Raw genomic sequence first — 14,354 nt, forward strand, 5'->3', positions numbered from 1 at the left:
AGGAACATTCCGGCATTCTTTGGACTATTGCCAGCCAATGCGATCTGTTCACCAATGGAGGACAGATATGTCTGCACATCACAAAAAGTATACTAAACGATCATACGTAAAATTTTCATTACTAGCCTCAGCAGTCATTTTTTCAACGCACAGCCTTGCCCGCACCATTACCGTCAATACTACTAATGGCACCATTAATGGTATTGGCTCTGGCGGTACCTTTAACGGCACCAAGTTTACGGTTCAAACGGCGCAAGGAGGCAATGTTACCCAATTTGTGTTTCATGGCGATCTAAATATCAATGCTGGTGATAGAGTAGTAGGCACAGGTAATAAAGGCGCATCATTTTTAGTCGGGAATAATGCCAATATCGGCAGTAGTGTGTTGTTTGATTTTGATGGTAATGGCCAAAATGGGGCTGCAGGAGGTGGCTCTGGTGGTAATGGCGGCTCTGGTGGAAGCGGAGGTTCTGGTGGCTCTGGTGGTAACGCGCAAGAAGGAGATACTCTTACTATTGACTTACCCCCTCCACTTCCCGATATCACATTGAATTCTCCAGGTGGCTTCGGGGGAGCCGGTGGTGATGCGGTTTGTACAACTGTTGTAGGCATATGTGTAGCTGTTACTAATGACAATGGCTCTAATGGTGGTACTGGACAAGGAACAGCAGGCCAGTCTGGCAGCACAGGAGGTTCTGGGTTAGCAGGTAGTAAAGGACAAAATGGCACCAACGGTATTGGTTCAACAGGCGCAGGGACTGGTGGTACATCTTCGGGAAACAGTAACGGTGGTACTGGAGGAAAAGGTGGTGCAGAAGGTAGTGGTGGTTACGGTGGTGCTCATGCAGGTGCAATTGAAATCCCATTAGCTGGTATAAGAATTGGTGACGGCGATGGCCAAAATGGAGGTAACGGTTATAGTGGTTCAGCTGGCACTTCGGGCTCTAACGGCGCAACTGGTGCAAATGGCGGGTATGGCCAAGGCGGTACTAACACCGGCGCTGGCATGCTTATTTCTGGGGGTAGTGGCGGTGGCGGCGGTGCAGGAGGCTCCGGTGGTGGCGGCGGCGGCGGCGGTGGCGGTGGCGGCGTTGGTGGCGGTGGTGGCGGTGGTGGCTCCGCTACCGGCTTTTCAAGTGCTGTCGACGGGGGTGCTGGTGGCAATGGCGGTGCAGCAGGTAATGGTGGTCGCGGTGGTGATGGCACTGATGGAGGAAATGGACACTTGGGTGGCGGAGGCGGTGGCGCATTAGAAATTATCGCCAACGGTCGTGTTTCATTAGTAGGTAACTCCTATTTTGATGCAAGTGGTGACCATGCAACTTCCGTGTACAGCAATATTAACACCGGATTAAATTCAGGACGAAACAACGATAGAACATACGGCGATTCAGGTTCTAATGGAAGTTCAGGTGAAAGCGATGAATTTGTCGGTGGTGGAGGAACTGCCGGTGATGGCGGCAGAGGTGGCAATGGTGGCAGTGGTGGCAATGGTGGATTGGGTAGCTATGGCGGATATGGTGGCGGCGCTGGTGGCGGTGCAGGTGGTACTATAAAAGTAGTCGGCACAGCTATTACAGGAGTTTTTAGGGCAGGAGTCAGCGGAGGAAGCGGTACTAATGGCGGAGAATCTGGTGGTGGTGGTCGAGTTATCGTTGCGACGAATGCCGATGACAACCTATTAATACAACATGGTGGTGCCAATAGCTTTACCAAAACTAGCGGCACTCAATATGATAACCCTTTTTCGTTAGGTCTTGATAGCACAGCATTGATTGCTGATTTATTAGGTGGTGCCGATACGTTTGGTTTCTTGGATGGCATTGGTGCCAACCATTCTTTTTTCGATCCCTTATTTGCTGGAATGCCAAGTAATGCGTTAGCTTCTGTTTTTCGTATGGATTTAGGGCCAGCAAAATATAGTGACAACTATGAAGGATTCGATATGCTATTTTTTGTCAATTTGCTCGGCGATGACTTGCTAGATGCACAGCTTGGCTACGATCCTGCAGCTAATGATCCCAATTTTATGCAATCATTAATGATGGGCGGCTTTTCAACAACGGCCGCTTTTGGTGGTACAGGACCCGTTATGCAAACAACATTAGGTGGTTTTAGTGTTTTTGGGACGCTGATCAGTGGAAATGGTTTTATTAATGCCAGTGTCGCTGGTGCAAATGATGTCTCAGGCGCAAGGCTAAATAATGGTGAATTTGCATTTTTAACCGCGATTGAACAACCAAAACCCAATGACATTCCTGAGCCAAGCACTTGGCTGTTATTGATGGTAAGCATTTTAATACTCAAAAGGAAGCATTTCGCGAGATAACTAAAAACAAAAGGTAAGTAGCATAATTAGTCACCAATGCTACTTACTTTTTATATCCCCAGCGCGGCATAATTGACTGATCAATATTTAAATGGTCCAGTATCCGTCCCACCATAAAATCAACCAAATCGTTAATTGACTCAGGGTTATGATAAAAGCCCGGTGCCGCCGGCATAATGGTGGCCCCAAGCTCAGATAAACTCAGCATATTACGCAAATGAATGGTTGAAAATGGTGTTTCTCTTGGCACTAAAATTAACTGGCCACGCTCTTTAATCACCACATCGGCAGCACGTTCAATTAAGTTATCACTCATACCTTGGCTAATAGCTGCTAATGTTCCAGCTGAGCAAGGACATACCACCATTTGTTTAGGTGCCGCCGAACCGGAAGCGACCGGAGAAAACCATTGCTCTTTGCCAAACGCAATAATTTGCTGCGATTTAGCCGAAAAATAGTCCACCAAGAACTGGCTAGCTGCATCCGGCGAAGCGGGTATTTTTACGCCAGTTTCAGTATCAAAAACCACACGTGCCGCACTCGACATCAACACATAAACTTGCTTATTCGCTGCCACCAAACAATCAATTAAACGCAAGGCGTAACAGGCGCCCGACGCACCGGTTATAGCAACGGTAATTGCACCGTCAAAACCTTGCTGCTGAGCAGAATTAATTTCAGTATTCATGTTTTATTCTACTCCTAACAACTATTGGCCAGCTTTGACATGCGTTAACGCTTCAAGCAGTTTAGTATGAAAACCGCCAAAGCCGCCATTACTCATCACCACTATGCTATCACCTGCTTGGGCATGATTCACGACCGCATTAACAAGGGCGTCAATATCGGCTTCGGCAACGAACGGTTGTTGGCACTGCGCTTGTAGATCGGCCACCGACCATTTCACTTGCTCTCCTTGAAACAGATAAACCTGATCAGCTTTAGTCAGTGATGCCGCCAAAGTATTTTTATGAACTCCACTTTTCATGGTATTGGAACGTGGCTCTAACACCGCCAGCACTCTACCCGTTCCAACATGTTGGCGCATGGCATCTAAAGTTTTAGCTATTGCCGTTGGATGATGGGCAAAATCATCATAAACTTTGATGCCATTAATTTCACCGCGCAGTTCAAGGCGGCGTTTGGTATTGATATATTGGTCTAACGCTTCAATAGCTACCTTTGACGGCACGCCAGCATGACGTGCAGCACCAATGGCCATTAACGCATTGTCGATATTAAAATCACCAATTAATGACCAGTTCACCTGCCCTTGCAATGCGTCATTAAAATACACATCAAAACAGCTGCCATCTTCTTGATGTTTTTTCGCATGCCAACCCTGAATATTGTCACCAAATAACATCGAATGTTCGGTCGGCGTCCAACAGCCTTGCTCAAGTGTTTCATTAACATAGGTTTCATTCGCTGGCGATAAAATCAAACCATTGCTTGGTACCATACGGATCAAGTGATGAAACTGTTTTTGAATATCACTAATATCATTAAAAATATCGGCGTGATCAAATTCCATATTGTTGATCACTAAAGTTCTTGGTCTGTAGTGCACAAACTTAGAACGCTTATCGAAAAACGCCGTGTCGTATTCATCGGCCTCGATAACAAAAAATGGTGACTCACCAAGGCGTGCTGATACCTCAAAGTTTTGCGGGACACCACCAATCAAATAACCTGGCTTCATATGAGCATATTCTAAAATCCAGGTTAACATGCTGCTGGTAGTGGTTTTCCCATGGGTGCCCGAAACCGCTAGCACCCAGCGCTCTTTTAACACATGCTCTAGCAACCATTGTGGCCCGGAAGTATAAGCAATATTGCGATCAAGCACATATTCCACCATAGGATTACCGCGTGCCATAGCATTGCCGACAATCACCATATCGGGTTCATCAGCCAAGTGCTTAACATCATAACCTTGCATTAATTCAATACCGAGCGCTTCAAGCTGAGTACTCATTGGTGGATAAACATTAGCATCACAACCAGAAACCCGATAACCAAGCTGCTTGGCAATGGCGGCAATACCGCCCATAAAAGTGCCACAAATACCAAGAATATGTACGTGCATAACCATAGTTTTTAATCTAAACCTCAATGTGCGCCAATATACCTGACATCAGATAGAATGGATACCGAGCAGACGTGACTTTATGACAATCTCCGAACAAAATTCATTGATTTGTCATTGCATTATGCCGTGAGATTGCCGAATATTTACTGGATATCTTGTCCCGTAAATGTCCAGTAAAGCGTTAGCCAAATAACAAGGAGTTCATTTTGACCGCAGTTCAACTTCAGCAAATCAGCATTTATCCGATAAAATCGACCGCTGGCATTAATTTATCTAGTAGCTGGGTTGAACGTATTGGCCTGCCTTATGATCGCCGCTTTGTATTATCAGATGCTAACGGCCAATTTATCACTGCCAGAACCTTACCAAAACTCTGCTTGATTCAAGCCAATTTAACACCACATGGCTTAATGCTGACCGCACCTGATATGCCGTTATTGGAAATTCGCTATGATCAATGCACCAGTGATTACCAAGCGGTAACGGTCTGGCAAGATCAAATTTTAGCCCAACGCTGCCACGCAACGGTTGATTTATGGTTTAGCCAGTTTGTTGGTAAAACGTGTCAGTTACTGTTTTTTGGCGAACAATCTTCACGCCAAGTAAAAAATTCAACCGCACCACTGGCCTTTGCTGACGGTTATCCTTTGCTGTTAATTTCACAAAGCTCGCTGGATAATTTAAACAGCCGTTTAGCCAGCCCAGTTTCCATGCGCCAATTCCGCCCTAATTTAGTGGTGTCGGGCTGTGATGCTTTTGCTGAAGATAGTTGGCGACATATTCGCATTGGCGAAGTAGAGTTTGAATTAACCAAGCCTTGCTCGCGTTGTATTTTTACCACCGTTAATCCTGATACAGGAGATAAACATCATCAACAGCAGCCGCTCGCGACATTAAAAGAATACCGCCAAGTGGAAAAAGGTGATGTGATGTTTGGGCAGAACTTAGTGCCATTAAATAAAGGCCAAGTGCGTCTTGGCGACACGGTAACGATTATCGATACCCAATCACCGCCAAGTTTTATTGCTAGCAAAAAAACTGCAAAAAATGCGACTAATAAGTTAACCAAGAAAAAATCTTCGAACGCCACCACCCAAGATATTGAGCTAGTGTGCACCCATATTTATCAAGAAACTCACGACGTAAAAACCTTTGTTTTTACCAGTGAACAGGCTGAATTACCGCATTATATCGCCGGTCAACATTTACCGTTTAAACTGACGATTGGTGGCAAACAGGTGAATGCCATTTATACCTTAAGTTCTAGCCCAACGCGTCCTGAAACAATAAGCATCACCGTAAAGCGAGTTGAAAATGGCAAAGTCTCTAACTTTTTGCATGATCACTTTAAGGTCGGCGATAAAATTAGCGCAAAACCGCCTGCGGGCAAGTTTAATCTGGAAACTATCCAACAAAATAAGGTGCTGTTACTCAGTGCTGGCTCAGGCATTACCCCAATGTTATCAATGTTAAAAGCCTTTACGGATCAACATATTGATAAGAATATTGTCTTTTTTCATAGTGCCCGCTCAGAGCGCGATCTGATTGCCTTTGATGAAATAAATGCATTGGCACGCCAGCACGGCAACTGCACAGTAAGTTACACCTTAACCCAACGCGCTCTGCCACAATGGCAAGATTACCAAGGTCAGTTAACCAGTAAAATGCTCGGCAATATTCCCGACTTAATTAAGCGCGATGTCATGGTCTGTGGTCCAGAAGGTTTCAGAGAAAGTGCTAAGCAAAAATTACTGGCGTTAGGTTTGCCTGAGTCGCAATTTCATTTTGAAAGCTTTGGCAAAGCTAAAACGTCGACAAAACCACAACCACCAACAAAACAGCTGCCAGAAAACGTAAACATTCTGTTTGATTCATGGGATAAGTTTGTTGAAGGCAATACTAAAGACACCATTTTAGAACAAGGTGAAGCAGCAGGTTTAATTATGCCTTATTCCTGCCGCGGTGGTATGTGTGGCAGTTGTAAAGTCAAACTAGAAAGTGGTGAAGTGAAGGTAATGGCTGACGATGGCTTACTTCCCTCAGAAAAAGAGCAAGGCTATATTTTAGCCTGTAGTTGCGTACCAGAATCCGATATTGTTATAACTAAGCCATAAAAACCAAGCTATAAAAACTAAGCCATAACGCCTTGTTACTTTTAAGATGAAAAGTTTTAAGGTAAAAAATTTTAAAATGAATAAGCGAAAGCCGCGATGACGCCAGCAGTAACCTTTGCCGATAAACTCAAGCTAACCTACAACTTGTTAGAATACCATCACGACGCCAATGCTCCTTCGTTTGGCTTAGAGGCAGTTGAGAAGTTAAATTTGCCGGCAGAAGCGGTTTTTAAAACCTTAGTGGTGGCCTTAGATACTGGCGCGTTGGCAGTAGCTGTTGTGCCAGTAGCGCATCAACTTAATTTAAAAAATTTAGCAAAAGCGGCTAAAGCAAAAAAAGCTAAAATGGCCGAGCAAGCGCTAGTTGAACGTACTACTGGTTATGTGCTTGGTGGCGTTAGCCCGCTAGGTCAAAAAAAGAAGTTAGCGACCTTTATTGATAACAGTGCCCAAGCGTTAGATAAAATTTATGTCAGCGCCGGCCGTCGTGGTTTGGAAATTGAACTGACTCCAGCTGATTTAATTCAAGCGACGCAGGGTAAATTCGCCGCTATTGCCGCTGAATAAAATACACTTGGCTATTTACTTTTGTATTAACGAGATAAATTTTGCAATCATCTAATTACAAGACACTGGCACTTAACTGCGACTTAGGCGAAAGCTTTGGTGCGTGGAGCATGGGCAATGATCAGGCGATTATGCCCTATATTGACCAAGCCAATATTGCTTGCGGCTTTCACGCTGGCGATCCCTTAGTCATGCAAAAAACAGTAGCCTTGGCTGTTGCTCACAAGGTTAGTATCGGTGCTCACCCTAGCTACCCTGACTTGCAGGGTTTTGGTCGACGTTCAATACAGATGCAGTCCGATGAATTAATTGCTTGTTTGCATTATCAGCTCGGCGCTTTATCCGGCGTGTGCCACGCTCAAGGTCGGCAACTGGATTATATTAAGCCCCACGGCGCGCTTTATAACGATATGATGAAAAATATCGAACTATTTGAAGTGATTTGCCAAGCAATTCAATCTTTTAAACAAACTCAAACTTTAGTGATTCAAGCACTACCTGAGCCGCAAGTTTTTTTAACAATTGCCAAGCAATATGGTGTTAGCTTGCGCTTTGAAGTATTTGCTGATCGCAACTATTTAGATAATGGTTTATTGGTACCACGTAGTGAGCAAAATGCGGTTATTCATAACCCTGAGCTGGTGGTAGAGCGCCTCAAACAATTAGCTAGTACTGGCACACTTTTCAGTGTTGATGGCAAAACCCTGTCGTTAACTGCTGATACGGTTTGTGTGCATTCTGACACGCCAGATGCCTTAGCCTTAGTAAAATTACTCAGTAACTCTTTGAAGAATGTCTAGCTTGCAACCAGAAAAATCCAACATCCGCTTTGAGTGTTTAGGGGAAGATGCACTGTTATTAAGCTGGCCGGAAAAAGTCAGTCTTAAGCAACATCAGGAAATTATCGCGGTTCAACGAATGATCACCGAACGTTTTCGCCCGCTAATTACTGATACCGTAGTGGCTTATCACACTTTGGCAATTTTTTATCATGTTGAAAAAATCGCGGCGAGCGAATTTATTGAGTTAATCAAGGGATTAATCAATAACTTTGTAAGTAATAACTTTATAAAAAATAAGGTTTTAGGTGATAGCCCCGAAACAACCAATTCAAATGGCCATACTAATGCCGGTAATCTAGTGGTGATCCCAACCTATTATCACCCAGAAGCTGGCTGGGATTTAGCGGATGTCGCTAAGCGCACAAATCTCACTATTGAGCAAGTAATTAAGCACCATACCAGTACCAGCTACCATGCTTATGCCTTAGGTTTTTTACCTGGTTTTTGTTATTTAGCCAGCCTGGATAACCAGCTGATACTACCTCGCAGAACAACACCTAGAACACAAGTGCCTGCTGGTGCAGTGGCGATTGCCGCTGAACAAACAGCGGTTTACCCGCAAGCAAGCCCTGGAGGCTGGCATATTATTGGTCAAACCCCAAAAGCTATGGTTCAAAAAACCGCCTCTGGTCTTATTCCCACCATCAAAGTGGGTGACACAGTGCGATTTCAAGCGATTAATCAGCTAGAATTTGTGGAGTTAGGTGGCAATTTGATGGTTGAGCGTAAATAACATGAATAGCCCACAACCTGCATTAACCGTAGCCAAAGGACAAGCCAGAGTTAGCCTTCAAGATTTTGGTCGTCAGCATAACTTATCTCTTGGCGTGTCAACTTCAGGCGTGGCCGACGAATACGGCATGTATCGCGCCAATCAACTAGTCGCCAATAACGCAAACTGCCCTATTTTAGAAATAATGTTGGGTGGTGTAGAAATTCACGCACAAACAAGGTGTACCATTGCCGTTTACGGGCTAGATATTCGCTTAGAAATTAATGACAAAGCGGTAAATACCACACAAGCCATTACCCTTGAATGCAATGACAAGGTTGCAATACTGCCGTTTCAAAAAGGAATATATGGCTATCTCGCCATCAGTGGTGGTTTTAGCGCACAGCTATGGCTTGGCAGTGTCGTTGAACAAAATGTCAATCAAAGCCAATATTTTCAGGGGAGTATTGAACCAACTGATCCCACAATCACTTCAAGCTATATACGGTCAAACTTAGCCAATAGCCGACAGTTTTATGCAGAAAAAGAACTAACTCTGCGCTTTATACCGAATAATAATTATCAACAACTTAGCAAGGAGCTGAAAAAGTCACTAGAAAATTTAACTCTGACCATTGATCATCAATCCAACAAAATGGGTTATCGATTAACAGTAACTGACGATAACGCAGATATTGCTAAGGATATTACCACTGAAATAACGGCCAATAGCGCTAAGTTATCAACCCCAGTTAACTTTGGTCAGCTACAACTGCCTAGTAGCAAGCAGTGGATTGTTTTAATGAAAGATCGCCAAACCATGGGCGGATATCCAACGCTGGGAACGATAATGAGAATCGACCTATTTCGACTGGCACAAATGCGCCCAGGGTTGCAAGTTTCACTCAAAGCGGTAACCATTGAGCAGGCGCAAAGCCAATTAACCGCCTTTTACCAAAAATTAAAACTCATACCCTAAGCTAACAACAAAGCGATAATCGTCTTTATCAGGGGTAATGCCATTTTCATTTCTCTTAGGATTATCCACTCGGTCTAAATAAAAGGCCATATCAACATCAATATTACCAATAACATCAAATGAAAATGCCGCTTTTAAATGGTGGATTTGCTTGCCAGCGTCTTTGCTAACCCGTTGCAGTTGATAGTCTAAATCCAGATCGATGTCGTCTGTCATTTCCCATTCAATATTATTACTGATAATTAATACTGCTGAGTTTTCAGAGACTTTCTCACCCGCCTCTACATTGATATAAGCAGTTTTTTGATAACTTGGACCTGCTGCAATATTCCAAGTAAGTTTTTTAGTATCATAAAAATGGTAACCGATGCCCGGACCTAAGGTAGTTCGGTAATCGATATTACCTAACTCATCACTAAAGTATTCAAATCCAATCAACCGAAAGAAGGTGCGATGGGTAAAGAACCAATCATAGTTGGTCTTTAAGCGATCACTGTTGGCACTTTCAGTAGTTTGCCCAGTATCTTGGTCTTTGCTTTTACTTAAATTGGCGACGTAATCTATATCAAAGCGACTAACTGCACTGCGACGGTGAGCTTGGGCAGCAAAAGTCAGGTCGAGTTGTTCAGTATTACCTTTACGTAAATTAGCCCCCAAGTTAACTTTTGCAGACCATAAATCCGACTCGTTAGACTCAAGCCCGGTAATCGATAATAATTCGCTAAGCTCTAGAGCAACCGACTGTTCAGGACTGATCACGGTTAGTCTGCCCGCATTAACCCAAACTTTACCGGTAATAATTTCACCAGATTTCATACGTACGCTTTGCATATTCATACTGCGTATTTGCGCGACATCGTCTAAATCAATGACCTGAATGCCAAACTGATCACTATCAAATTTAAGCTGATGCTCAAATAGCACAATAATGTCGCCTTTTAACCATTCGCCTGAGGTGGTTTGCACCCAATCAAATTTTTGTTCAAATACAGGGTTAGGCGCATTTATCGGAGTGACATTAGTTTGTTTTTCACCAATTTGTTCTGCACTAGCAGAGTGAAAAAAACACAAGCCAGTCAAAGACAAGAAAAATACCAAGGTGTTAATGACAAAATTTTTCATAAATACGTTATCTGCGTCGTTTTCACTTATTGTTTTCGCTTATTTATGTGAAATAACCACACTACATAAGCTTAGCCTAGCATATAAATTCCATTGATCTCGGCAAAATCATCCAGCAAAGATCAACCCACTCTCGCTTAATTTTTCGCTTAGTGAGAATCAGCCGATATTTCATAGCTTTTCGCCATTGACCACTATAAAATACTGCGGTTTTATCTGCTTGGAGTAACGCGTGCTATTAATGATCGACAATTACGATTCATTTACTTTTAATCTTGTTCACTATTTTGAATCACTCGGACAAGAAGTCAAAGTCGCACGTAATGATGAAATAACCCTTGAGCAGATAAGCGAGATGGCTCCACACTATATTGTGATCTCCCCAGGCCCATGTGATCCTGACCAAGCGGGCATTTCTTTAGCAGTAATTGAAGAATTTGCAGGAAAAGTTCCACTACTTGGTGTGTGTTTAGGTCATCAGGCCATAGCTCAATGTTTTGGCGCTAAAGTGGAAAAAGCCCGCCAAGTTATGCACGGTAAAACCTCTAAAATTCGTCATAGTGGTCAGGGGCTATTTAACAATTTAAATCAACCTTTAGAAGTCACTCGCTATCACTCGTTGATTGTTAATCGTCAATCTTTACCAGCATGTTTAGAAATTACCGCATGGTCAACCGATGAACACGGTGAGTTTGATGAAATTATGGCACTTAAACATAGCAATTTGCCGATTGCCAGTGTCCAATTTCATCCCGAGTCAGTTTTAACTGAACAAGGGCATATACTCCTGCAAAATTTCTTGGCAGAATACCAAACAAGTACCACATCTAATTAATGTATTAGGCGCTGGTGTCGATACAAATTTCATTGACGTTAATAATAATTATCTTACATGCTGCTTTTTGAACAAAACGATCTTACTTGGTCAATCTATCAACGCTATATTAGTTTACTGATCGGTAAGGACTTTGCCAAAAAACAAACGGGTAAAGTTACCGTTACCGCTCAGCAAGATAGTGAACAAGCCAATCGACGTCGCCAACTACTGGAAGTTGAAGAGCAAACCAATCAAAGCAAGCTGATTAAAGCCCACGGTGAACAACATTTTCGTAACCAAGTACAAAATAAGTTTTTCACCCAAGTTGGTATAGAAATCAATGAAGAATTTGAAAACAAACAAAAATTCTATCAACAGTTTTTATCCATTGAAGATGCCGCGCCAGCAATTTTAGAGCTGTTATCTTTGCGAGCAGCATCAATCAATCGAGTAACACCATTAGTTAGTAGCCTAAGTTGGTTGGCTAATGAGGTGGTCAATTTAGTCAATAAACCCCAATATAGAAAGCGTGCCGACGTTAAAGTTACCGACTCTAATTTAGCCATCAGCTATATAGGGTTAGAAAACCTCAAACTGGTGATGCCAACCTTTATTTTAAAACATTGGTTGCCAATAAGTACGTCACCCTACCCGTTAATGAAGCGGAAACTGTGGAATGACAGCCTATCAATTGCTTTAGCCTCACGAGTGTTGGCAGAACAAGAGAATATAGACTGGTACACGGCTTTTACCGCAGGCATGCTATCAAACGTTGGCATATTAGCTGTCAGCCGTTGTTTTCTAGCAAAATACAATGAACTTTATAACCAAGAAATAAAAGATGCCTATGATAATCGTGATAAACGATTACATGACGCCTTAGTAAGTTTGGAAAACTCGCCGGAATTAATTTTAGAGCAACTCTCAAGCCGCAGTTATCAAGTGGGTGCGGATTTAATTGAACAAATGAACTTTGATCGGTTACCGATTACCGAGCCATTGTTTGACTTGGCGTTTTCACGCACCACCCAACAAATGAGCAAAATAGCGCAGGTAGTCACTAAAGCTAAGGCCTATGTTGCCTTTAGAAGCCTTGCAAAAGAAGAACTCATTGATAATGATGAAGCCAAGCGCTTTTTAGCAGCAGCTAAAATTACCCCAGCCGATATTGCGATACTGAAAAAAAGCGATATTGACCACATTAAATTGCACTTTGCCTAACCACTAATTTCTATTTAGTCGCGAAAAAAACAAAATTAGTCGCAAATTCACAGATTTTTTTTTGATTAGTTATGAAGTCTAGCTATATCTAAAAATTGAGCGATGTCGCTTTCCACCGCTGACAACACACTATGGTTAACAATTTTTAGCCAAAACATAGTTATGCACCTCAAGTGAATAAAACCATTAACCCCTTGATTTTACTGGCCTACAAAGCAATTTAAACAAGACAGTTGGAAATTTATCTGCCATACTGTTCGCCTTAAATTTGGCTGTTTTAGCTACAATAAATTACACAAGCCCCTAATCTAGCCCCTAAAGAGGAGATACAAATGTCAGATCATTTTCCTGTAAACCGTGCGTTATTTGACGATGTTATGGTGCCGAACTATTCACCATCAAGCGTAATCCCTGTACGCGGTGTAGGCTCTCGAGTGTGGGATCAAGAAAACCGAGAATTTATCGACTTTGCCGGTGGTATTGCCGTGAACTGTTTAGGTCACTGTCATCCGGCATTAGTTACAGCATTAAAAGAGCAAGGTGAGAAAATTTGGCATTTATCAAACGTAATGACAAACGAACCAGCATTACGTTTAGCAAAAAAATTAGTCGATAATACGTTTGCTGAAAAAGTATATTTTGCCAACTCTGGTGCAGAATCAAATGAAGCCGCATTAAAGCTTGCTCGTCGTTGGGCACTAGACGTTCATGGCGCAGAGAAAACACAAATTATTTCATTTAAGCAAGGTTTCCACGGCCGTACTTTCTTTACGGTAACAGTTGGTGGTCAAGCAGCATATTCTGATGGTTTTGGCCCTAAGCCAGGCGACATTGTTCACGCTGAATACAATAACCTAGATTCATTAAAAGCACTGATTTCTGATAAAACTTGTGCGGTAATGATGGAACCACTACAAGGCGAAGGCGGTATTGTTTCGCCAACACCAGAGTTCGTTCAAGGTGTACGTGACTTATGTGACCAACACAACGCGTTATTAATTTTTGATGAAGTTCAAACAGGCGTTGGCCGCACTGGTGAGTTATATGCATACATGGGCTTAAATGTAACGCCTGATATTTTAACCACGGCCAAAGCATTAGGTGGTGGTTTCCCTATCGGTGCAATGTTAACAACAACGGAAATTGCTCAGCATTTAAAAATTGGTACTCACGGCAGTACATACGGTGGTAACCCATTAGCTTGTGCAGTTGGTGAAGCAGCATTTGATACGGTAAACAACCCAGCAGTATTAACCGGCGTTAAATTAAAACACCAACTTTATGTAGATGGTTTAAACGCGATTAACGCTAAATACAATGTTTTTAAAGAAATCCGTGGTAAAGGTTTATTAATTGGTGCTGTTTTAACAGATGACTACCAAGGCCGCGCTAAAGACTTCTTAAACGCAGCAATGGAAGAAGGTGTTATGACCTTAGTTGCAGGCGCCAGCATTGTGCGTTTTGCTCCTTCGCTAATTATCCCTGATGCTGATATTGCCGAAGGTTTATCACGCTTTGAAAAAGCTGTAGCTAAATTAGCTCAGTAATACCACGTTACG

At 42.8% G+C, this 14,354-nt stretch carries 12 protein-coding genes; 9 read left to right on the forward strand and 3 right to left on the reverse strand.

Translation table 11 applies throughout. The annotated features are described in order from the left end of the window. Positions 1 to 67: 67 nt before the first annotated feature. Entirely contained in the window at positions 68 to 2,329 is a 2,262-nt protein-coding gene (locus ACOB82_RS11875; protein ID WP_448213211.1) for a hypothetical protein, read from the forward strand. 43 nt (positions 2,330 to 2,372) lie between these two features. Here the strand turns inward: ACOB82_RS11875 and ACOB82_RS11880 are convergent, their stop codons facing one another. Together ACOB82_RS11880 and mpl are read right to left on the reverse strand one after the other, a co-directional pair. Next, a complete protein-coding gene (locus ACOB82_RS11880; RefSeq protein ID WP_448213212.1) occupies positions 2,373 to 3,017 on the reverse strand; it encodes a flavin prenyltransferase UbiX in 645 nt (214 codons plus the stop codon). Between the two features lie 21 nt (positions 3,018 to 3,038). Then, positions 3,039 to 4,418 (reverse strand): UDP-N-acetylmuramate:L-alanyl-gamma-D-glutamyl-meso-diaminopimelate ligase, encoded by a 1,380-nt coding sequence (mpl, locus tag ACOB82_RS11885; RefSeq protein WP_448213213.1) that lies wholly within the window; start codon positions 4,416 to 4,418, stop codon positions 3,039 to 3,041. 209 nt (positions 4,419 to 4,627) lie between these two features. Between mpl and ACOB82_RS11890 the strand changes: the two genes are divergently transcribed. The 5 genes from ACOB82_RS11890 to ACOB82_RS11910 all read left to right on the forward strand — a co-directional run bounded on the left by ACOB82_RS11890 (position 4,628) and on the right by ACOB82_RS11910 (position 9,635). After that, positions 4,628 to 6,535, forward strand: a complete 1,908-nt coding sequence (locus ACOB82_RS11890; RefSeq protein WP_448213214.1) for an MOSC N-terminal beta barrel domain-containing protein — start codon at positions 4,628 to 4,630, stop codon at positions 6,533 to 6,535. Positions 6,536 to 6,631: 96 nt separating this feature from the next. Further along, the gene (gene ybaK, locus ACOB82_RS11895) at positions 6,632 to 7,102 is read left to right on the forward strand and encodes a Cys-tRNA(Pro) deacylase (protein WP_448213215.1); all 471 of its coding nucleotides are present in this window, start codon (positions 6,632 to 6,634) and stop codon (positions 7,100 to 7,102) included. Between the two features lie 41 nt (positions 7,103 to 7,143). After that, the gene (locus ACOB82_RS11900; protein ID WP_448213216.1) at positions 7,144 to 7,902 is read left to right on the forward strand and encodes a 5-oxoprolinase subunit PxpA; all 759 of its coding nucleotides are present in this window, start codon (positions 7,144 to 7,146) and stop codon (positions 7,900 to 7,902) included. Then, a complete protein-coding gene (gene pxpB / locus ACOB82_RS11905) occupies positions 7,895 to 8,677 on the forward strand; it encodes a 5-oxoprolinase subunit PxpB (protein WP_448213217.1) in 783 nt (260 codons plus the stop codon). The genes ACOB82_RS11900 and pxpB overlap by 8 nt, the downstream gene beginning before the upstream one ends. Before the next feature lies 1 nt (position 8,678). Then, positions 8,679 to 9,635, forward strand: a complete 957-nt coding sequence (locus ACOB82_RS11910; protein WP_448213218.1) for a 5-oxoprolinase subunit C family protein — start codon at positions 8,679 to 8,681, stop codon at positions 9,633 to 9,635. Here the strand turns inward: ACOB82_RS11910 and ACOB82_RS11915 are convergent. Further along, positions 9,618 to 10,757 (reverse strand): DUF481 domain-containing protein, encoded by a 1,140-nt coding sequence (locus ACOB82_RS11915; protein WP_448213219.1) that lies wholly within the window; start codon positions 10,755 to 10,757, stop codon positions 9,618 to 9,620. The genes ACOB82_RS11910 and ACOB82_RS11915 overlap by 18 nt on opposite strands. Positions 10,758 to 10,989: 232 nt before the next feature. Here ACOB82_RS11915 and ACOB82_RS11920 point away from each other — a divergent pair, with 232 nt between their 5' ends. The 3 genes from ACOB82_RS11920 (at position 10,990) to ACOB82_RS11930 (ending at position 14,342) form a co-directional block, all read left to right on the forward strand. Continuing rightward, on the forward strand, positions 10,990 to 11,592 hold the full coding sequence (locus tag ACOB82_RS11920; protein WP_448213220.1) for an anthranilate synthase component II: 603 nt from the start codon (positions 10,990 to 10,992) through the stop codon (positions 11,590 to 11,592). Between the two features lie 57 nt (positions 11,593 to 11,649). Next, the gene (locus ACOB82_RS11925) at positions 11,650 to 12,795 is read left to right on the forward strand and encodes an HDOD domain-containing protein (protein ID WP_448213221.1); all 1,146 of its coding nucleotides are present in this window, start codon (positions 11,650 to 11,652) and stop codon (positions 12,793 to 12,795) included. Positions 12,796 to 13,127: 332 nt separating this feature from the next. Then, positions 13,128 to 14,342 (forward strand): aspartate aminotransferase family protein, encoded by a 1,215-nt coding sequence (locus ACOB82_RS11930; protein WP_448213222.1) that lies wholly within the window; start codon positions 13,128 to 13,130, stop codon positions 14,340 to 14,342. Positions 14,343 to 14,354: the final 12 nt, after the last annotated feature.

The sequence above is a fragment of the Colwellia sp. MEBiC06753 genome (assembly GCF_053470325.1).